19 protein-coding genes and 1 pseudogene are annotated in these 20,616 nt (G+C 64.6%); 12 read left to right on the plus strand and 8 right to left on the minus strand.

Going from position 1 to position 20,616, the window contains the following annotated elements:
- Nucleotides 1-133: pseudogene (locus tag RAC97_RS23760) on the minus strand (serine/threonine protein kinase); the annotation flags it as partial.
- Nucleotides 134-357: 224 nt separating this feature from the next.
- Between RAC97_RS23760 and RAC97_RS23765 the strand changes: the two are divergent.
- Nucleotides 358-720 (plus strand): hypothetical protein, encoded by a 363-nt coding sequence (locus tag RAC97_RS23765; RefSeq protein ID WP_375098317.1) that lies wholly within the window; start codon nt 358-360, stop codon nt 718-720.
- 54 nt (nt 721-774) lie between these two features.
- Here the strand turns inward: RAC97_RS23765 and RAC97_RS23770 are convergent, their stop codons facing one another.
- Nucleotides 775-2,334, minus strand: a complete 1,560-nt coding sequence (locus tag RAC97_RS23770; RefSeq protein WP_375098318.1) for a beta (1-6) glucans synthase — start codon at nt 2,332-2,334, stop codon at nt 775-777.
- Nucleotides 2,335-2,530: 196 nt separating this feature from the next.
- On the opposite strand from RAC97_RS23770, the gene RAC97_RS23775 reads away from it, so the two are divergent.
- The 9 genes from RAC97_RS23775 to RAC97_RS23815 all read left to right on the plus strand — a co-directional run bounded on the left by RAC97_RS23775 (nt 2,531) and on the right by RAC97_RS23815 (nt 12,482).
- Nucleotides 2,531-3,391, plus strand: a complete 861-nt coding sequence (locus RAC97_RS23775; RefSeq protein WP_375098319.1) for a glycine betaine ABC transporter substrate-binding protein — start codon at nt 2,531-2,533, stop codon at nt 3,389-3,391.
- A 184-nt stretch (nt 3,392-3,575) separates the two neighbouring features.
- On the plus strand, nt 3,576-3,887 hold the full coding sequence (locus RAC97_RS23780; RefSeq protein WP_375098320.1) for a DUF485 domain-containing protein: 312 nt from the start codon (nt 3,576-3,578) through the stop codon (nt 3,885-3,887).
- Complete coding sequence (locus RAC97_RS23785) at nt 3,884-5,548, plus strand: cation acetate symporter (protein ID WP_375098321.1); 1,665 nt, start codon at nt 3,884-3,886, stop codon at nt 5,546-5,548. Before RAC97_RS23780 ends, RAC97_RS23785 begins: the two co-directional genes overlap by 4 nt.
- Before the next feature lie 197 nt (nt 5,549-5,745).
- The gene (locus RAC97_RS23790) at nt 5,746-6,222 is read left to right on the plus strand and encodes a CS1 type fimbrial major subunit (protein ID WP_375098322.1); all 477 of its coding nucleotides are present in this window, start codon (nt 5,746-5,748) and stop codon (nt 6,220-6,222) included.
- Nucleotides 6,223-6,315: 93 nt separating this feature from the next.
- Entirely contained in the window at nt 6,316-8,814 is a 2,499-nt protein-coding gene (locus tag RAC97_RS23795; protein ID WP_375098323.1) for a TcfC E-set like domain-containing protein, read from the plus strand.
- A complete protein-coding gene (locus tag RAC97_RS23800) occupies nt 8,814-9,992 on the plus strand; it encodes a hypothetical protein (RefSeq protein ID WP_379671513.1) in 1,179 nt (392 codons plus the stop codon). Before RAC97_RS23795 ends, RAC97_RS23800 begins: the two co-directional genes overlap by 1 nt.
- 122 nt (nt 9,993-10,114) lie before the next feature.
- Nucleotides 10,115-10,846: a molecular chaperone gene (locus tag RAC97_RS23805; RefSeq protein WP_375098325.1), complete on the plus strand. Its 732-nt coding sequence runs from the start codon at nt 10,115-10,117 to the stop codon at nt 10,844-10,846.
- 9 nt (nt 10,847-10,855) lie between these two features.
- A complete protein-coding gene (locus tag RAC97_RS23810; protein ID WP_375098326.1) occupies nt 10,856-11,482 on the plus strand; it encodes a response regulator in 627 nt (208 codons plus the stop codon).
- A complete protein-coding gene (locus RAC97_RS23815) occupies nt 11,454-12,482 on the plus strand; it encodes a response regulator (protein WP_375098327.1) in 1,029 nt (342 codons plus the stop codon). The genes RAC97_RS23810 and RAC97_RS23815 overlap by 29 nt, the downstream gene beginning before the upstream one ends.
- Before the next feature lie 52 nt (nt 12,483-12,534).
- Here RAC97_RS23815 and RAC97_RS23820 read toward each other — a convergent pair whose 3' ends face one another.
- Nucleotides 12,535-12,693, minus strand: a complete 159-nt coding sequence (locus tag RAC97_RS23820; protein ID WP_375098344.1) for a DUF3309 family protein — start codon at nt 12,691-12,693, stop codon at nt 12,535-12,537.
- A gap of 206 nt (nt 12,694-12,899) precedes the next feature.
- Here RAC97_RS23820 and RAC97_RS23825 point away from each other — a divergent pair, with 206 nt between their 5' ends.
- Complete coding sequence (locus RAC97_RS23825; protein ID WP_375098328.1) at nt 12,900-13,709, plus strand: SDR family oxidoreductase; 810 nt, start codon at nt 12,900-12,902, stop codon at nt 13,707-13,709.
- A 150-nt stretch (nt 13,710-13,859) separates the two neighbouring features.
- Complete coding sequence (locus RAC97_RS23830) at nt 13,860-14,045, plus strand: carbon storage regulator (RefSeq protein ID WP_375098329.1); 186 nt, start codon at nt 13,860-13,862, stop codon at nt 14,043-14,045.
- A 12-nt stretch (nt 14,046-14,057) separates the two neighbouring features.
- Here the strand turns inward: RAC97_RS23830 and RAC97_RS23835 are convergent, their stop codons facing one another.
- The 5 genes from RAC97_RS23835 to mnmC form a co-directional block, all read right to left on the minus strand.
- A complete protein-coding gene (locus tag RAC97_RS23835) occupies nt 14,058-14,285 on the minus strand; it encodes a YheU family protein (RefSeq protein ID WP_375098330.1) in 228 nt (75 codons plus the stop codon).
- 162 nt (nt 14,286-14,447) lie between these two features.
- The gene (locus RAC97_RS23840) at nt 14,448-15,632 is read right to left on the minus strand and encodes an osmoprotectant NAGGN system M42 family peptidase (RefSeq protein WP_375098331.1); all 1,185 of its coding nucleotides are present in this window, start codon (nt 15,630-15,632) and stop codon (nt 14,448-14,450) included.
- A gap of 119 nt (nt 15,633-15,751) precedes the next feature.
- Entirely contained in the window at nt 15,752-17,494 is a 1,743-nt protein-coding gene (gene ngg, locus RAC97_RS23845; RefSeq protein WP_375098332.1) for an N-acetylglutaminylglutamine synthetase, read from the minus strand.
- Between the two features lie 3 nt (nt 17,495-17,497).
- Nucleotides 17,498-19,285, minus strand: coding sequence for an N-acetylglutaminylglutamine amidotransferase (locus RAC97_RS23850; RefSeq protein ID WP_375098333.1), 1,788 nt, complete (start codon nt 19,283-19,285; stop codon nt 17,498-17,500).
- Between the two features lie 111 nt (nt 19,286-19,396).
- The coding region (gene mnmC / locus RAC97_RS23855; protein ID WP_379671514.1) for a bifunctional tRNA (5-methylaminomethyl-2-thiouridine)(34)-methyltransferase MnmD/FAD-dependent 5-carboxymethylaminomethyl-2-thiouridine(34) oxidoreductase MnmC at nt 19,397-20,616 on the minus strand (1,220 nt) is incomplete at its 5' end.

A 20,616-nucleotide genomic window follows, 5' to 3' on the forward strand; every position in this document is an offset into this window, starting at 1 on the left:
TCGTGGCGATGGTCGCTTCGAACGGGTTGGTCAAGGGGTAGCCATAAGTGGCGGCGTCGATATCCCGCGCCGAGGCGGTCGCAGCCAGCAACAGGCCGCCGAGCAGGGCGGCGAGGCGCAAGGGTCGAAGCATGTGAGTCCCCCAGAGGAACGGCAAAGGCAAGTTGAGCTAGGACCATGGCGTCTCGTGCAAAGTTGCCTGGAGCGCCATCCTTTGTTGCAGCGGATGTTGCCGCGAAGGTGAGCGGCGCGGCAAGGGTCGTCTACACGAACATAGTCGAGCCGGCCGATTTTGCCTTGCGCGGCGTCCCTGGACGATTATGCTGCCGGTCAATTGCAACGTTTCGAGGGCTGTGCATGAGCCGTTCTTTTCCTGCCCTGGCATTGCTGGCGGTGCTGGCCTTGTGGCTGGCGGCGAGTTATGGGGTGCGCTACGGGTTGATGGAAGACGGGCAGTGGGTGGGCCTGTGCAGCGCGCCGACGCAGCTGTGGCAGTGCCAGGTGCGTGCGCTGCTGGGGCTGGGCATCCACTTCCAGGTGATCGCCTGGGCTGCGTTGGGCGTGGCGTTGTCGTGCCACTTGGTGCCGGGGCGCGGCGGTTGGTGGCTGGCGGTGCTGGCGCTGCTGGTCGCGGTGCCGGCGTTGGTGCTGTACACGGCGAGCATCGCGGTGTTCGCGGTGGTATTGGCGGCGCTGCGGCTGGTTCGGCGGCGGGGCTGACAGGGCAGCAGAGCAACCAAAAGATCCTCCAGGCGTTGTGCTGAACCTGTGGAATCAAGCCTTGCGCAAGCTGCGCCACAGCGCCGCGACCATCAGCCCGCTGACCGCGGCCCAACTCCAGGCCTGATGGTTGTGCAGCCCTTCCTGGTACAGCTGCGGCGCGATGCCGGCGCCGATGATGAACGCCAGCAACGCCACCTCTGCCCGAGGCGCCTCCACCGGCCGCAGCAGGTACACCAACGCTGGCAACAACAGGGCCACGCTGGGGAAACTGCGGTAACGCGGGTCGAATACCATCGCCAGCATGCTCACCGCGGCCGCGAACCCCGCCGCCAGCAGCCACCAGCCTGCCCGCGCCTGCAACCAGGCGAATGGCCTTTCGCGCCAGCCCTCGCGGCTCGCCAGGGCCAGCACGGCATGGGCCAGCACCAGCAGGTTGAGCCCGGCCAGCAGCCCGGCCCACAGCCATTCCCCGGCAAACCGCGCATTGGTACGCATCAGCTCGCCCCACAAGCCGAGGCAACCTGCACCGAGCGCAGCCACCAGGGGCAGAAGCAGCGCTGCGCGAGTGCTCGCCGGGCGGCCAGCCAAGGCCAGTGCAGCCAAGGCCAGCAGCCCGCTGGCCAGCCACCCGTGGCGCCACAGCGGCAGGTTGCTAACCGGGCCTTCGAGCACGCCCTTGTCCTGGCGGTCGGCGTCGTACAGCCCCCAGTAACCGCCCACGGCGCCTTCGCTGGCGCGCTTCCAGGGCTGGTCGAAGGCTTCGATGAGGTTGTAGCGCCAGCCGTTGGCTTCGGCCATGGCCACGAAGCCGCGAATGAAGCGCGCCTGGTTGACCCGGCTGGGTTCTGCGGTTTCGCGCTGGCGCCCTTCGCTGGGCCAGCCGGTTTCGCCGATCATCACGTCCTTGGGCGCGAAGCGGTTGCCGAACACCTGGCGCACCTCTGCCACGTGGGCCAGGGCGTCATCGATGCCGCGTGGGTCATCCTCCCAGTAGGGCAGCAGGTGGATGGTCAGGAAATCCACCACCGGCGCTACCTGCGGGTGCTGCAACCAGAAATCCCAGACATCGGCGTAGGTCACCGGCACCTTTACCTGCTGCTTGACCCGCAGGATCAGCTCGGCCAGGCGCTCGCCGGTCACTTCCTTGCGCAGCAGGGCTTCGTTGCCGACGATCACCGCCGTCACCACGTCGGGGTTGGCGTTGGCCGAGGCGATCAGCGCCGCCACTTCCCGGTCAGTGTCCAGTGGGTTGGCATTGACCCAGGCACCGAGCATCACCTTCAGGCCATGTTTGCGCGCCAGGGCTGGAATGGCGTCAAGACCGGTCATCGAGTAGGTGCGAATGCACTCGAACCGTGCAGCCAGCAGCGCGAGGTCGGCGTCCATGCGTGCCGGGCGCAGCCTGAAGGGCTGGTCGAACGGCGACTGGTCCTTGTCGAACGGGGTGTAGGAGGCGCACTGCAATTTGTGCGTGGGGCTGGCGGCATCGGCCAGTTGCACTGGCTTGCCCAGCCCGTACCAGAGCGCGCCAAGGCCTAACAGAGCGAGCAGGCAGGTGGCGAGGTAGAGCGGCAGGTGCAGGCGGGTGTTGCTGGGCATCAGGCGGTCCATCGTCAGGCGCAAAGCGTTAGATACTAGCCTGACGTCAACACTTTGGCATGCAAGTATCGCGCAGGCGGACGGTAGCCGATGGCGCTAATGGCCAAGTGCTGTCGCTTATCGTTCGGTAGAGGTCGCTGACGGATCAGGTCGGCTTTTGTTGCAAGTCGATGATGCAATCTCCAAGACCTGACGAGGGGATGCTTTGATGGCTACGATTACAAGAATGCGACGTTTCCTGGGGGTGGGTACTGCCCTGGTATTGGCCGTGAGCACTGCGCAAGCAATGGCCAAAGAGGTAAGCATCGGTTACGTGGACGGTTGGGCCGACAGTGTCGCGACCACCAACGTGGCCGCGGTAGTTATCAAGGAAAAACTCGGTTACGACGTGAAACTGCAAGCCGTCGCCACCGGCATCATGTGGCAGGGCGTGGCCACCGGCAAGCTCGACGCCATGCTCTCGGCCTGGCTGCCGGTCACCCATGGCGAATACTGGACCAAGAACAAGGACAACGTGGTCGACTACGGCCCGAACTTCAAGGACGCCAAGATCGGCCTGATCGTCCCCGAGTACGTGAAGGCTGTCAGCATCGCCGACCTCAAGACCGACGAAAGCTTCAAGCAGAAGATCGTCGGCATCGACGCAGGCTCGGGTGTGATGCTCAAGACCGACCAGGCGATCAAGGACTACGAGCTCACCGGCTACAAGCTGCAAGCCAGCTCCGGTGCGGCGATGACCGCAGAGCTCGGGCGTGCCTACGCCAAGCAGCAATCCATTGCCGTGACCGGCTGGGTGCCGCACTGGATGTTCGCCAAGTGGAAGCTCAAGTTCCTCGAAGACCCTAAAGGGGTGTATGGCGCGGCGGAAACCGTCAACAGCATCGGCAGCAAGGACCTGGCGGGCAAGGCGCCGGAAGTGGCCGAGTTCCTGAAGAAGTTCAGCTGGCAGTCCAAGGACGAGATCGGCGAAGTGATGCTGGCGATCCAGGAAGGTGCCAAGCCTGAAGCGGCGGCCAAGGACTGGGTGGCCAAGCACCCTGAGCGGGTCAAGGAGTGGACAGGCAAGTAAGCAACCGGCCAGTGCGTCCGGTTCACGGGCAAGCCCGCGAACCAGACGCACTGGCCGTCTCATTTGTTACCTATTCGGTAAAACAGTCTTTCATCTAAGACTAAGGTCGTCTGGTTGGCGTCCACCGGCAGCATAAAGTAAGGGCGGGTTCACCCCTTACTGTGTTGCTGCTAGGACAAAAACAATGAACGACAGCATCTACCGATCGATACAAGAAAGTCCGCGTTTCAAGGAGCTGGTCAGCAAGCGGGAACGCTTCGCCTGGGTTCTCTCGGCGATCATGCTCGGCCTCTACTGCGCCTTCATCCTCCTCATCGCCTATGGCCCGCAAATCCTGGGCACCAGGATCAGCCCCGACTCGTCCATCACCTGGGGCATCCCCATGGGCGTGGGCCTGATCGTCTCCGCCTTCGTGCTTACCGGCATCTACGTGCGCCGCGCCAATGGCGAGTTCGATGAGCTGAACAAAGCGATCCTGAAGGAGGCGCAGCAATGATTCGTCATGCCAAAACCTTGGCCGTCCTCGCCTGCGGCGCGTTCGCACCCGCCGTGTGGGCTGCCGATGCAATCAGCGGCGCGGTGCAGAAACAACCCTTGAACATGTCGGCCATCCTCATGTTCCTGGCCTTCGTGCTGTTCACCCTCGGCATTACCTACTGGGCGTCCAAACGCAACAACTCGGCCTCCGACTACTACGCGGCGGGCGGGCGCATCACCGGTTTCCAGAACGGCCTGGCGATTGCCGGCGACTACATGTCGGCAGCTTCCTTCCTGGGTATTTCCGCCCTGGTGTTCACCTCCGGCTACGACGGCCTGATCTACTCGATCGGCTTCCTGGTCGGCTGGCCGATCATTCTCTTCCTGATCGCCGAGCGCCTGCGCAACCTGGGCAAGTACACCTTCGCCGACGTTGCCTCGTATCGCCTGGGCCAGAAGGAAATCCGCACCCTGTCGGCCTCGGGCTCGCTGGTGGTGGTGGCCTTCTACCTGATCGCGCAGATGGTCGGCGCGGGCAAGCTGATCCAGCTGCTGTTCGGCCTGGACTATCACATCGCGGTCATCCTGGTAGGTATCCTGATGTGCGCCTACGTGCTGTTCGGCGGCATGCTGGCGACCACCTGGGTGCAGATCATCAAGGCGGTCATGCTGCTGTCCGGTGCCAGCTTCATGGCGCTGATGGTGATGAAGCACGTGGGCTTCGACTTCAACACGCTGTTCTCCGAGGCGATCAAGGTGCACGCCAAGGGTGAGGCGATCATGAGCCCGGGCGGCCTGGTCAAGGACCCGATCTCGGCGTTCTCCCTCGGCCTTGCGCTGATGTTCGGTACCGCCGGCCTGCCACACATCCTGATGCGCTTCTTCACCGTCAGCGACGCCAAGGAAGCCCGCAAGAGCGTGTTCTACGCCACTGGCTTCATCGGCTACTTCTACATCCTGACCTTCATCATCGGCTTCGGCGCGATCCTGCTGGTCAGCACCAACCCGGCCTTCAAGGACGCCGCAGGCGCGCTGCTGGGCGGCAACAACATGGCGGCGGTGCACCTGGCCGATGCCGTGGGCGGCAGCATCTTCCTCGGCTTCATCTCGGCGGTGGCCTTCGCCACCATCCTGGCGGTGGTCGCAGGCCTGACCCTGGCCGGTGCCTCGGCGGTGTCCCATGACCTGTACGCCAGCGTCTGGCGCAAGGGCAAGGTCAACGACAAGGACGAGATCCGCGTGTCGAAGATCACCACCATCGCCCTTGCACTGCTGGCGATCGGCCTGGGCATTCTGTTCGAGAAGCAGAACATTGCGTTCATGGTCGGCCTGGCCTTCTCCATCGCTGCCAGCTGCAACTTCCCGGTGCTGCTGCTTTCGATGTACTGGAAGAAGCTGACCACCCGTGGCGCGATGATCGGCGGCTGGATGGGCCTGGTCAGTGCAGTGGGCCTGATGATCCTCGGCCCGACCATCTGGGTGCAGATCCTCGGCCATGAGAAAGCCATCTACCCGTACGAGTACCCAGCACTGTTCTCGATGCTGATCGCGTTCGTGGGTATCTGGTTCTTCTCGATCACCGACAAGTCCAAGGCGGCTGATGAGGAACGTGCGCTGTTCTTCCCGCAGTTCGTGCGTTCGCAAACCGGCCTGGGCTCCAGTGGCGCGGTTTCCCACTGATACCTGGCTTTGCATGAAAAAACGCCCCGGCTTGCCGGGGCGTTTTCGTTTCTGCGTAGTGGCATTTTGTAGGCCTTGGGAAATTTCTCAGGGCCGCTGGGAACGGTCTTACTCAAGGGCTCAGCCGCAGCACGAATAATTCGCCTTGCCAACTGCAATAACGCTGTTGCAGCAACTACCTTCAAGGAGATCTATTCGTGAAACGTCTTTTCATGGCCCTTCCCCTGGCATTGTTCACCGCCACCGCCGCCCATGCCGCTGATCCCATCGAAAAGCAGGTTCAAGTCACGGCCCAAGTGCCGACTGACAGCTTCTACATCGAGCCAGTAGGCGGTAACTGGATGAATGACCCACAAGAGCTGCAGTGGAACTCGTTCCGCGGCGAGCTGCAGCCGATCCGCAAGCAGCTCCAGGTAAGGAGCACCGTCGGCCCGATCGCAGCCTACCTGCTGTCGCCCGCCACCATCACCAGTGGCGCCAACAGCATCGGCCTGGACGTCAAGGTCGCCAACGAAATCCTTACCACCACTTCGGCGGAAGTCGTTTCTGGCCCACAGGCAAGCCCAGGTACGGTCATCGGCTTCGAGATCGCAGCCCAGGCCGCGCCTTCCACCGGCTATATCCCCGGCAACTACCAAGGCTTGGTCAGCATGATGTTCGAAACCAACCCGTAAGCCATCGGTGTTTCGTACCTTCATCCGCTCTACCTGTCCTTCGCCCCGAGGTTCGCCTCGGCGGTGAAGGCGGACCTGGCCTGCATACTAAAAATGAACAAGAATTCTTTGATCGTGGCGCTGCGCAACCTGTGCGGCGTGGGGGCGTTGCTCGCCCCTGTGTCGGCATGGGCCGATAGCCCCCGCCCTGCGGTGCCAGGACTTGTGCAGGCAGAGGGGTTGCCGCGCGAGTTCGAGGGGCATTTCTTCGACGTGCCGCTGGCCGTCCGGGTCGACCTCGATGGCCGCTACCTGGGCGATGCGATGGTGGTGTTGTCGCGCGACCAGCGTGTACAACTGCTGGAATTCACCGACACCGTGGACAGCCAGGAGCCCGAGAGCCTGCGTCGTCGCTGGCAGGAGCGTCTGGCCGATGGCCGGCCACTGGGCGACTGCCAGAGCGAATGCGTCGATGGGTTGCGTGCCCTGCACTACAGCCTGGTCAATTCCCAGCTGTCGCTGCTCACCGACCAAGCCGAGGCCGCAGGTGCCGCCAATCGCTATCACCGCCTGCCGGAGCACGGCAGCTATGGCGTGCTGCTGCGCAACCAACTCAACCTGGTAGGCGATGGCCAGCAAACCAGCGGTCGCTATGCCTTGCACGGGCAGACCAGCCTGGGCAACTGGACCGGAGTTGCCGATGGTCAGCTCGACCGCGGCAGCGACAGCGAACAAGGCACCCGCTACCGCGTCGACCAGTTGTACAGCGAGCGACTGCACGACAACCATTTCTACCGCCTAGGCTATTTCACCCCGGGCGCCCAAGGTTTGGTGCGCCAGCCGCGCTCGTTCGGCGCAAGCCCCGATACCACCCTGGGCCTGATGTTCGGCAGCAGCGACAGCCTGGCCATCGACACCGCCGCGCCCAGTGCCACGCCGATCTACGTCACGCCCGACCGTCCCGGCGTGGTGGAGATCTACCGCAATGGTGTGCTGATCAACAGCCAGCCCGTGCAGCCCGGCCTGCAAACCCTGGATACCCGCGTGTTGCCGGGTGGCATCTATGAGGTCGAGGTGCGCCTGGTCGAGGATGGGCAGGTGACGTCGCGTACCCAGGAGTTCATCTACAAGCCCACCAACTGGCGCTCCAGCGATTCGCGCTGGCGCTACAACCTGTATCTGGGGCGGCAGGAGAGCCTGCTCGACAACTGGCAGGAAGACCACGAGGCGAGCCTCGGTGCCGGGGTTATGGCCAACTATCTGTTGCACCCGCGTGCCGTGCTTGGCCTTGCCACCCAGCGTATCGACGAGCGCATGCAATACAGCACTTCACTGGACTGGACTCCGCGCGACCGCACGTCGCTGTACGCCAACTTGTTCCAGACCCAAGGCTATGGCACAGGCTACGACCTGCAAGCGATCTTCAGCCATGACCTGGGCTCGTTGGTGCTCAGCCACAACCGCTCCTGGATAGAAGCCACCCGCAACCTTGATGGCGACCCGGTGCGCCAGCAGAACAGCCAGACCTCGCTGTCTCTGAACCAACGCCTCGACGCACGTCACACCCTCACCGGCCGGGTTACCCGCAGCGGTGGCGAGGCCAGCGGCATGACCTATGACCTGGGCTGGTCGTACTTCGGCAAGCTGGGCGGCTCCGACGCCACCTGGCGCTTGTCGCTGTTCGACCGGCCAGGTACACGGGCCACCGATGAGCAACGCAGCCGCGGGGTGAACCTGAGCCTGAGCATGAGCCTCGGCCAGCCGGGCAAGCGCCTGTCGGCGAGCATCGGCAGCCGTACCTCGCGCGATGGTGGACGAGACCGCAACGCCTCGGTGTCGTACCAGCAGGATGTCGATGCCGGCGCGCTGCGCACGCTCACTGCCACCACCACGGTGGACCGCTACGGCGCAGGCTTGTCCGGGCATGCCAACTTCGAGAGCGAGCGTTTTTATGGCGATGCCTATGCCCAGCAGTCCTCCTACAACAGCAAGGTCAGTGGTGGTATCAACCTGGAAAGCATGGTCGCCTTGGGTGGCGGCAAGATGGCCATGAGTGGCCAGTACCTGCCCCACGAAGCGGGGCTGATCGTCGATGTCGACACCGACCTGCCAGACCTGCGCCTGCGCGCCGACGACTATCAAGGCAGCAGTGCGCGTCTTCACCCTGGACGCAACATCATTCCGGTGACGGCATTCAAGTCCGGCCACGTGCAGTTCGACTTCGAGGACGGCGAGCACGCCGCAGTGATACAGCCTTCGAGCGTGGACTACCACCTCAACCGTGGGGGCGTCGAATACCGCCAGTTGCATGTGCTGCGTACGGTGACGGTGCTGGGCCGACTCCTCGATGCCAATGGCGAACCGATGCGCGGTGCCCTGGTGATGAACCATGCCAGCCGTGGCGTGAGCGAAGTAGACGGGCACTTCGCCGTGGAAATGAGCGAGATGACCCCAACCCTGGAGATTCGCAGCGCTGGCGCCGCCGCATGTTTGCTGAAACTCGACCCGGCGGGGTTGCCACGGGAAGACAATGTGCTGCTGGCCGGTGACCTGAATTGCGTGCCGAGTAATGTTGCCGGCGCTACGGAACCGGCCAAGAGAGGTGAAAGTTGATGCGTACCTTGAGCATGGCGTGGCCGCTCGGCCTGTGCCTGGGACTGTTGTCGATGACGCAGGCCCAGGCGGCGGAGGTCACCTTGAGCGCGGAGTACCGTGGGGAAGCCGAGGGACGTTTTCATAACACCACCCGGCAGGCGGGGTTCTGCGCGCATTGGCCATCCGATTGCGTCGGTATAGAAACCGTCGGCCTGCCGGTTAGCTATATCAAGAGGACCGAGGTGGAGGCGAGCGACCCGCGCGATCGGTTCTTCATCCAGGTACCAGGGCGACGTAACTTGCAGGTCACACATACCCAAACGGGAGAAACCTACCCGTTGAGCCTCGAGATCCAGGCGGTGAGCCAGCAGGTGGTAATGAGGGGCTTGGCCAACCCGGTGTTCACCAGGTACCCACGAGGAGGGTGTACCTACCGACGCACCTTCAGCGCCGGCCCCTGGACTATGTACTTGTGGGACTTGAAAAACCCTGCGGCGCCACAGGCTTGTAACTCCGGAGGATATGAAGCGAAGGCCGGTGATGTTTACACAGTGAGGGTCCAAGAGTTGGCCATTTCCTACCGCTTGAGCATGCCGTCGCCCTTGAGCATGAAACCTGGGCTGTTCAGGGGACACCTCGACTACTCGATCGGTCCAGGAGGCGATTTCGACTTCGGCAACGACGTCACCAACCTCAACACCGACCAACTGAGGGTGAATTTCGAGCTGGATGTGCAGCATGCCTTCGTGATCGATTTCCCGGCAGGCTCCGAGCGGGTCGTGCTGGAGCCGCCCAACGGCTGGTTGCAATGGTTGAACCGGGGGCACCCGCCGCAGCGCCTGTACCGCGATATGCCCATGCGAATTTGGTCCAGCGGGCCATTCAAAGCCTACAAGCTATGTCAGTACCCGGTAGGCGGACAGTGCGGCATTCGCAATGCGGCCGGTCATGAAGTGCCGGTAGCCGTGGCGGTGAGCTTGCCAAGTGGAATTCGCTCACAGGGCAGGGAGGTCCGCCGTCTCGAGCTGCCCAGCGAGAAGAGCGCTGCCTTGGCATTCGAAGCGCAGCAGGCGGTGTTCAACCGTTCGGCGAGCCTGCATTTCGATGTAGCGCGTGAGCCTGTGAAGGAGATGCTGAAGCATCCAGGCAGCACCTATCGGGGGGATGTAACGGTGGTGTTCGATGCGGACATATGAGTTGGCTTTCGGAAATTTCCTGCACGGTTTAGGGAATCTTCGCCTGCGGAGTCTGACAGTTTTTTATTTGGATTCGCTCAATAATATCACTTTGATATCACCTTTCTCGCTGGAGGCTTGAAATGAACACACGCTGGATGCTCGCAGCCCTGCTGTTGCTCCCTTGTTCCGCGCTGGCGGCGCCCGAGATCAATGTAGGAGCCTTGTACGACTACCTTGAGAGTGGCAAGAGCACATTGGTCAAACGCGTGCGCAATGGCGGCGATACCACGGCTTTCGTAAAGGTCAGCGTGGTAGAGCTTGTATATGACCAGAACGGCACGCCCCGAGAAATCGCCCAGGACAGCCTACCGATGGCCGAGCGTGGCGTGGTGGCGAGCCCGGCGCGGCTGATCGTACCGGCGAACGGTATGCAGGCGGTACGCTTGCTGTACCGCGGCGGGAGAGATGCCGAGCGCTATTTTCGCGTGCGCTTCGTGCCAGTGCTGCCAGAAGCCCAGGACGGCTTCAACCTGAGCGAAGCCGAGGCCGAGCAGTACCGTGAGGGCCTCAAGGCCGGGGTCAACCTGCTGGCCGGCTACGGCACGCTGCTGTTCGTGCGCCCCGACCAGGTGCTCTACGACACCCCTATCGATGAGCAGCCCTCGCGTTTGGCGGTAGGCAACAAGGGCAACGCCACGGTGATCCTCGACCGCTTCCGTCATTGCAGTCGCGACGGCCAGCGCTGCGAGACCACCACCAAGCACCACCTGCTGCCAGGACGCACCCGCGAGTTCCCCAGGCAAGAGGGCTGGACCTATGAATTCGAACTGATCGAGGGACGCGACCGTCGCGAACTGGCGATCGGCGGTTGAGGGCGACCGATGAGCAAGGTACTGGTCGTCGACGACCACCCCTTCATCCGCGCCAGTGTCTGCATGCAATTGCGCCAGGACCAGCTCGAGGTGGTGGCTCAGGCCGACAACGGCGTCGATGCCGTGAGGTTGGCGCGCGAACAATGTCCCGACATCGTCATTCTCGACCTGCTGATCCCTGGCCTGGATGGCCTGGAGGTGATCGGCCGGATCATGGGCATGGAGCGCCCGGCCAAGGTGCTGGTGCTGACCTCGCAGGCCGCGGAAAGCTACTCGCTGCGCTGCATGAAGGCCGGTGCTTCGGGCTTTGTCTCCAAGACCGACGACCTGTTGGCCTTGAGCAAGGCGGTGTTGGCAGTGCTATCGGGCTATACCTATTTCCCCGAGGTGGCGCTCAGCTCGGTCAACCGGCGTGAGCTGGAGGACGACGAGGCGCAGAGCATCGCCCGGCTGAGTGACCGCGAGCTGGTGATTCTCCAGCAGTTGGCGCGGGGCATGAGCAACAAGGCTATCGGCGATGCGATGTTGCTCAGCAACAAGACCATCAGCACCTACAAAGCGCGGCTGATCGAGAAACTCAAGGTCGCCTCGTTGATCGACCTTGCCGATGTCGCTCGTCGCAACGGGCTCATCTAGCCCCTTGCGTGGCCTACTGGACCTACTCCTGGAAACCGCCTGGCGGCATCCTTGCGCTGTGGCGCTGCTGGGCTTGCTGCTCATGATGCTGCACGGTGCACGCCAACTGCGCATGAGCAAGGTGCGCGAAGTCATGTTGCTCGGGCAGGTCAGCGCGCTGAGCGGGGTAATCGCGGGTTTGCGGCGCCAGCGCCAGGCCCGAGTGGGCCACGCTCAGTTGCCTGCGTGCCGGAGAAACCAGGGGCACCTGCCGTCTGTAGAGCACTGCCTGCGTGTGCTGCTGGTCGGCGGCCATCCTGCGAATCGGTTGTTGTTGCGCTTGCAGCTGCAGCGCCTGGGGCATTGCGCGGAACTCGCCGAGGGAGGGAGCCAGGCACTACGCGCCAGCATGAACCGCCCCTTCGATGTGATCATCAGTGACTGTGAGATGCCCAATATGAATGGCTATCAACTAGCCCGTGCCGTGCGCCAGCATGAGCAACGCCAGCAAGCCTCGCCCTGCCTGGTGGTGGGCCTGGCCGCTCGCGAGCTGGTGCGCACGCGTATGCGTTGCCTGGCGGCGGGCATGGACGACTGTCTGCGCTACCCGCTGCCAATGGTGCAACTGCGTCGCTTGTTGGGCTTGGCCGCAACAAGGGGCGACGACACCATCGAGTTCGACCTCGGCGAGCTGAAGCGCCTGACGGCAGGCGACTCCCAGGCGGTCTGCAGCCTGTTGCGCGATCTTCAGGAAGTGAATCGCAACGACGTGCGGCGTCTGCGCGAATGCCTGCAGCGGGGAGACCTGGCAGGCCTGGCGGCCCTGGCACACCGGATCAAGGGTGGGGTGCGGATTATTCGCGCGCAGCGGGTAGTGGATGCCTGCCAGCGCTTGGAGGACCGCTGTGCAGTGGCGAGCGAAATCTGCGACGACATTGCGCTGGACCTGAAGCTGCTGATACTGGCGGTGCTGCGCCTGGAGGTGCGGTTGCGTCGCTACCGGGCTGGCTGCGACGCCTGAGGAAGCCCTTGCAGCGCGAGGCCGGCGTTGGCCCGGCCCGCGCCGCGTCGGGTCATATGTGGCCGAGCAACAACAGGATCAACAGCACCACCAGTACCACCCCGACGATACCTGATGGGCCGTAGCCCCAGTTACGCGAGTGGGGAAAGACCGGCAGGCCGCCGATCAGGATCAGAATCAGGATGATGATGAGGATCGTGGTCATGGGCAGAGTCCTTGCGTGGTTGAAGGTCGAGGGCCTCGAATGGCTGGCCGCTTACAATTGCGACCCATGGGCAAGGGCAAAGATTCCATCGCCTTTGCGCGCCGTGCGGCGCAGGCCACTCATGCCCGCTCATTCAGCAGCCTGATAGCGCTCCAGCGCGCCCTGCGGCTTGGCTAGACTGCCGGCATCCCGACCGAACAAGGCTTGCCTTCATGCACAACCGAATGATGATCACCGGGGCCGGTTCCGGCCTGGGCCGCGAAATCGCCCTGCGTTGGGCCCGCGACGGCTGGCACCTGGCCTTGGCCGACGTCAACGAGGCGGGCCTGCGCGAGACCCTGGAGCTGGTGCGCCAGGCGGGCGGCGAGGGCTTCGTGCAGCGCTGCGACGTGCGCGACTACAGCCAGCTCACCGCCTTGGCCCAGGCTTGCGAGGAGAAGCTCGGCGGCTGTGATGTGATCGTCAACAACGCCGGGGTCGCCTCGGGGGGCTTTTTCGCCGAGCTGTCGCTGGAGGACTGGGACTGGCAGATCGCGGTCAACCTGATGGGCGTGGTCAAGGGCTGCAAGGCCTTCCTGCCACTGCTCGAGCGCAGCCAGGGGCGGATCATCAACATCGCCTCGATGGCCGCGCTGATGCAGGGGCCGGGGATGAGCAACTACAACGTTGCCAAGGCCGGGGTGCTGGCGCTGTCGGAGAGCCTGCTGGTGGAGCTGCGACCGTTGCAGGTGGCGGTGCACGTGGTGTGTCCTTCGTTCTTCCAGACCAACCTGCTGGACTCGTTCCGTGGGCCGAACCCGGCCATGAAGGCGCAAGTGGGCAAGCTGCTGGAAGGCTCGCCGATCAATGCCGCGGACATCGCCGACTACATCCACGCCCAGGTGGCGGCGGGCGAGTTCCTGATCCTGCCCCACGAGGCCGGGCGCGAGGCCTGGGCACTCAAGTGCAAGGCACCGCAGCTGCTCTATGACGAGATGACGGCCATGGCGGTGAAGATGCGCGCCAAGGCGCGAGGTGCATGATGTGGCCTGCTGCACGGGTCGGGCAATGCACTGTATGTAGGCTTTGTTACCGGCCTGTGTAGGTTGCGTCTATTTTGCGGGCGAAGCGTTGTATCGCCGATAACGCCGTAGGAGTCTGCGCCTTTTCCGTACAAGCGAAGGGGAAACAGCATGCTGGTTATCGGGCGTGAAATAGGGCAGGTCATCACCATTGGCGACGACATTCGCATCCGGGTGATGGAGGTACAGGGTGGCATCGTGCGCTTCGGCATCAGCGCGCCGCGCAAGGTGGCGGTGCACCGCTCGGAGATCCACGAGCGGATCAAGGTCCAGGGGCGGCGCAAGGCCCCCGCGTGAGCGGGGCGGTGTTCAGTCGAGCAGCTCCCGGGGCACGTCGTGCTTGGCCAGCAGTTGGCACTGCTGGCTGTCCATGTCGAACAGAATGAACGCCTGGCCTTTGGCCAACGCTTGGCGTACCCGCAGCACCCGGGTTTCCAGGGGCGTGTCGTCGCCATTGTCGGTGCCGTCGCGTGTGACGAAGTCTTCGATCAGGCGGGTCAGGGTTTCGGCTTGCAGTTGCTCGTAGGGGATCAGCATGGCGGTGGGGTCTTGAGGTCAGTGGGTGAATGCTACGCGAATCGGTGAAGACTGTGCTGGCCTCTTCGCGGGTAAACCCGCTCCCACAGGTACCCCACTGTGTTCGAAGGCAGTGGGGTACCTGTGGGAGCGGGTTTACCCGCGAAGAGGCCAGCACCGCACTCAGCCCTTGTTCCCCACCAGGCTATCCACGGTCGGCAGCCGGGTATCGCTCTCCATCTGCGCATCATGCTCGAGCTGGTGGCTGAAGCGCTCCAACGACGTATTGGCCGGCTGCGAGTCGCTGGCGAATACCGGTGGGCTGAGCAGGTACGCCGATAGCAGCCGGCTGAGTGCCGCAAGGCTGTCGATGTGAGTGCGTTCGTAGCCATGGGTAGCATCGCAGCCGAATGCCACCAGTGCGGTGCGAATGTCGTGGCCAGCGGTCACCGCCGAATGGGCATCGCTGAAGTAGTAGCGGAACAGGTCGCGGCGCACGGGTAGCTCCTGCTCGCCCGCCAGCTTGAGCAGGTGGCGCGACAAGTGGTAGTCGTACGGGCCGGACGAGTCCTGCATGGCCACGCTCACCGCGTGCTCGCTGGAAGCCTGGCCCGGCGCTACCGGGGCGATGTCGATGCCGACGAACTCACTGACATCCCAGGGCAGGGCGCCGGCAGCGCCGGAGCCGGTTTCTTCGGTAATGGTGAACAGCGGGTGGCAGTCGATCAGCGGTTGCTGGCCGCTTTCCACCACGGCCTTGAGCGCCGCCAGCAGGGCTGCTACCCCGGCCTTGTCGTCCAGGTGACGGGCGCTTATATGCCCGCTGTCGGTGAATTCCGGCAGGGGGTCGAAGGCGACGAAGTCACCAATGGAGATGCCCAGTGCTTCGCAGTCGGCGCGGGTGGCGCAATAGGCATCCAGGCGCACTTCCACGTGTTCCCAGCTGACCGGCATCTGGTCGATGGCCGTGTTGAAGGCGTGCCCGCTGGCCATCAGCGGCAGCACGCTGCCACGGAAAATGCCGGTGTCGGTGAACACGCTGACGCGGCTGCCTTCGGCGAAACGGCTCGACCAGTGGCCCACCGGGGCCAGGGCCAGGCGGCCGTTGTCCTGCAACTGGCGCACGCTGGCGCCGATGGTGTCCAGGTGTGCGGAAACGGCGCGGTCGGGCGAGCTTTGGCGGCCTTTCAAGGTGGCGCGGATGGTGCCTCGGCGGGTCAGCTCGTAGGGAATGCCCAGGTCGTCCAGGCGTTCGGCGACGTAGCGCACGATGGTATCGGTGAAGCCCGTGGGGCTGGGGATGGCGAGCATCTCCAGCAGCACGCGCTTGAGGTAGTCGAGGTCGGGTTCGGGGTGTCGGTCAGGCATGGGGACTCCTCGGGTTTGATTCGGTGACCGTGCCGGCGCTTTCGCGGGCTTGCCTGCGCCTACAGGTTCAGCGCAAACCCTGTAGGCGCGGGCATGCCCGCGAAGAGGGCGTCACTGGCTTACGCCACGGGTCGGCTATGCGGGAACAGCAGGTCGACAAAGCGTTCTGCCGTCGGCTGCGGTTCGTGGTTGGCCAGGCCCGCACGTTCGTTGGCTTCGATGAACACGTAGTCAGGGCACTCGGCATCGCGCACCATCAGGTCCAGTCCCACCACGGGAATTTCCAGTGCTCGCGCCGCACGCACGGCGGCGTCCACCAGTACGGGATGCAGGCGTTCGGTAACGTCCTCCAGGGTGCCGCCGGTGTGCAGGTTGGCGGTGCGGCGTACCGCCAGGCGTTGGCCTGCAGGCAGGACGTCGTCATAGCCCAAGCCTGCATCACGAAGCGTGCGCTCGGTTTCCTCGTCCAGTGGGATACGGCTCTCGCCGCCGGTGGCAGCCTGGCGCCTGCGGCTTTGCGCCTCGATCAGCGCCTTGACGGTGTGCTCGCCGTCGCCCAGCACTTGAGCGGGGTGACGGATGGCCGCCGCCACCACCTCGTAGCCGATCACCACGATGCGCAGGTCCAGCCCCGGGTGGAAGCTTTCCAACAGCACACGGCTGTCGAAACGCCGAGCTTGGCCGATGGCCTGGCTGACGTCCTCGAGGGTGGTGAGATTCACCGCTACACCATGGCCTTGTTCGCCATCCACTGGCTTGACTACCACCGCGCCGTGTTCTTCGAGAAATGCCAGGTTGTCGTCGGCATTGCCCGCCAACTGCTGGGCCGGTACGTTCAGGCCGGCGGCGTACAGGGCCTGGCGGGTCAGGCGCTTGTCCTGGCAGAGGGTCATGGTGACGGCGCTGGTCAGGTCGCTGAGCGACTCGCGGCAACGCACCCGGCGCCCGCCCAGGCTCAGGGTGAACAGGCCGGCGCTGGCATCGTCCACCTGCACCTCGATGCCGCGGCGCAGGGCTTCGTTGACGATGATGCGCGCATAGGGGTTGAGCCCGGCTTCCGGGCCAGGGCCAAGGAACAGTTCCTGGTTGATGCCGTTCTTACGCTTGACCGCGAAGGTCGGCAGGTTGCGAAACCCGAGCTTTTCATACAGCCGCTTGGCCTGGCGATTGTCATGCATCACCGACAGGTCGAGGTAGGCCAGGCCCCGGCTCATGAAGTGCTCGACCAAATGGCGTACCAGCACTTCGCCAACGCCTGGGCGTTCGCACTGCGGGTCCACGGCCAGGCACCACAGGCTGCAGCCGCGGTCCGGGTCGTCGAAGGCCTTGCTGTGGTTCAGGCCCATGACGCTGCCGATCACTGCGCCGCTGTATTCGTCCTCGGCCAGCCAGTACACCGGACCGCCCAGGTGGCGTGGGGTCATCAGCTCGGGGTGTACCGGCAGCATGCCGCGCGCCTGGTACAAGGTGTTGATGGCCTGCCAGTCGGCCTCGGAATGGGCACGGCGGATACGAAAGCCGCGAAATACCCGCTGCGCCGCGCGGTAGTCGGTGAACCACAGGCGCAGGGTGTCGGAAGGGTCGAGAAACAGCTGCTGCGGGGCCTGGGCCAGCACCTGCTGGGGGGCGGCCACGTACAGCGCGATATCGCGTTCGCCAGGCTGCTCGTCGAGCAGCGCTTCAGCCAGTTCCAGCGGTGCAGGGTACGTATGACCGATGAGCAGGCGGCCCCAGCCGCAGTGCACGGCACGCGGCTGGTCGTGGGGCTCGCTGCCGTCGCCGGCCAGGCGTGCCTGCAAGCGTTCGTAGGACGGCGCCTGGCCGCGCAGCAGGCGCTGGCCGTAGGCGGGATGGGCTTTCATTGGTCAGATTCCTTGTTCGCTGAGCCACAGGTTCAGGGCCGCCAGCTGCCACAGCTTGGAGCCGTGCAGCGGGGTGAGCTGGCCGTGCGGGTTGCTCAGCAGTCGGTCGAGCATCGCTGGGTTGAACAGGCCGCGGTCCTGGCTGGGGTCGGTCAGCAGCGCGCGTACCCAGTCCAGGGTGGCGCCTTGCAAGTGCTTCAGGCCTGGCACCGGGAAGTAGCCTTTCTTGCGGTCGATCACTTCGTGGGGAATGATCCGGCGTGCAGCCTGCTTGAGCACGTGCTTGCCGCCATCGGGCAGCTTGAAGCGCGCCGGAATGCGTGCCGAAAGTTCCACCAGTCGGTAGTCGAGGAACGGCGTACGCGCTTCCAGGCCCCAGGCCATGGTCATGTTGTCCACGCGTTTGACCGGGTCCTCGACCAGCATCACCGTGCTGTCCAGGCGCAGGGCCTTGTCCACCGCATCCGCTGCGCCGGGGCGGGCGAAGTGTTCGCGTACGAAATCGCCGGCGGCGTCGGTCTCCAGCAGCCAGGGCGCCTGCACGGTGTCGCGGTACTCGGCGTGGCTGCGGTCGAAGAAGGCGTCGCGGTAGGCGCCGAAGGCATCCTCGGCACCGTCGACCTGGGGGTACCAGTGGTAGCCGGCGAACAGTTCGTCGGCGCCCTGGCCGCTCTGCACGCCCTTGCAGTGCTTGGCCACTTCGCGCGACAGCAGGTAGAAGGCGATGCAGTCGTGGCTGACCATCGGCTCGCTCATGGCGCGGAATGCGGCTGGCAGTTGCTCGATGATCTCGCGTTCATCGATGCGCAACTGGTGGTGGCGGGTGCCGTAGTGGCGGGCGATCAGGTCGGAATACTGGAACTCGTCGCCGCGCTCGCCGCCGGCGTCTTCGAAGCCGATGGAGAAGGTGGACAGGTCGTCCACCCCGGCCTCGCGCAGCAGGCCCACCAACAGGCTCGAGTCGACACCGCCGGACAGCAGTACGCCGACGTCCACTGCTGCACGTTGACGAATGGCCACGGCGTCGCGGGTAGCATCCAGTACGCGGGTGGTCCAGCTTTCGAGGTCGAGCTCCCGCTCGTCCGGGTCAGGGCCGTAGCGCAGTTGCCACCAGGTCTGGCGTTCGATTTCGCCGTGCGGGTCGATGCGCATCCAGCTGCCGGGCTCGAGCTTCTGCACGTTGGCCAGCAAGGTGCGCGGCGCGGGCACCACGGCGTGGAAGTTGAGGTAGTGGTTGAGCGCGACCGGGTCGATCATCGGGTCGATGTCGCCACCTTTGAGCAGCGCTGGCAGCGTCGAGGCGAAGCGCAGCCGCTCGCCATTGCGCGACAGGTACAGCGGTTTGACGCCCAGCCGGTCGCGGGCCAGGAACAGGCGCTGGTTGTCGCGCTCCCAGATGGCCAGGGCGAACATGCCGTTGAGCTTTGGCAGCAGCGCTGCGCCCCAGGCGTGGTAGCCCTTGAGCAACACCTCGGTGTCGCCGTCGGACCAGAAGCGGTAGCCCAGGTCCTGCAGCTCCTGGCGCAGCTCGGGGAAGTTGTAGATAGCGCCGTTGAAGGCCAGCGACAGGCCGAGGGTGTTGTCGACCATCGGCTGGGCCGAGCCATCGGACAGGTCCATGATCTTCAGTCGGCGATGGCCGAGGGCGATCGGGCCTTGGCTATGGAAGCCCCAGGCGTCCGGGCCGCGTGGCGCCAGGTGGTGGGTGATGCGCTCCACCGCAGCGAGATCCGCTGGGCGAGGGGCTTGGCCTGGGGGGGTGAAACGTAACTCTCCTGCTAATCCGCACATAGGTCCTTACCGGTTTTGCCGTTGGGGAAACGCGCCCCGAAATGGAGCGCTTAAGGAACTGACCTGGGGGATTTGCGAGAGTTTTAGATCGATCTGTTATATGAGGCGGATTCAGCCCTTGGGTCCGCGAATCAATGCCCGCAATGCGAAGCGGTTGGGATGGCAGGCCTCGGCCACTGCACGGGGCACCGGCAGCGGCTCGCCGCTGGCCCAGGCGGCGATCAGCTCGCCGCACAACGGCGCGGTTATCAGCCCGCGCGAGCCATGGCCGGTGTTGACGTACAAACCGTCCAGCCAAGGGCATTCCACTTCTGGCACTTGGCGCGCATCTTTGCCCAGCACCGCGTAGGCCTCGGCGAAGGCCTTGGGGTCGGCCAGCGGCCCGACGATCGGCAGGTAGTCCGGGCTGGTGCAGCGAAACGCGGCGCGGCCTTGCAGGTGCGCCGGGTCCAGGGCCGAGGTGGCTAGCCGCTGGGCCAGGTCCTGGGAAATTTCTTCGAGCAGTGCCAGGTTGCCGGCATGTTCGGCGGCGGTGGCTGCGAGGTCCTGGTTGTGGAAGTCAAAGCTGGCGCCGAGGGTATGTTCGCCCTCGCGCGGTGGCGCCACGTAGCCCTCGGCACAGACCACGGTACGCAGCGCCTGGCTGGCGGCGTTGGCTGGAAGGCGGGTGACCTGGCCACGAATGCGTTTGAGCGGTAGCCCTGCGCAGGCTGGGAAGCGGCCCACCTCGGCAGCCCCGGCGAGCACCACCAAAGGTGCGCTGGCCAGCAGGCGTTCGCCGTCCCAGGCCTGCCAGAGGCCTTCGACGCGGCGCAGTTCGAGCACGTCGTGGTGGTTCAGCACGCGAATCCGCGGGTGGGCAAGTTGTGCCCGGCACAGCGCAGGCGGATGCACCCAGCCGCCTTCGGGGTAGAACAGCCCGCCGCTGGGCAGGCCTACCCCGGCGATGGCTTCGGCCTGGGCCTGGTCCAGTGGGTGCAGCAGGCTGCGGTCGAAGGCCTCGGCCAGCTTGGCCTGACGCGCGGCTTCCTTGTCGTCGAAGGTCAGTTGCAGCACGCCGCAGGCGTCCCAGTCATGGCTGCGCTGCAGGTGTTCGAGCCAGCGGCGGGTGTAGCCGAAGCCCGCCAGAATCATCTGCGACAGGGTGGTGCCGTGGGCCGACAGCTTGAGATAGAGCACCCCCTGCGGGTTACCCGAGGCTTCCTGGGCCGGGGCGGCGTGGCGCTCCAGTACGCTCACCTGCCAACCGCGGGCGGCCAGGCTGGCGGCTCTGGCGCCGCCTGCCCGCCCGGCCCCGATCACCAAAGCCTGTCTCTTATGCCCATCTGCCG

It is taken from the genome of Pseudomonas sp. LS_2, assembly GCF_042709235.1.
Classification (GTDB): Bacteria; Pseudomonadota; Gammaproteobacteria; order Pseudomonadales; family Pseudomonadaceae; genus Aquipseudomonas.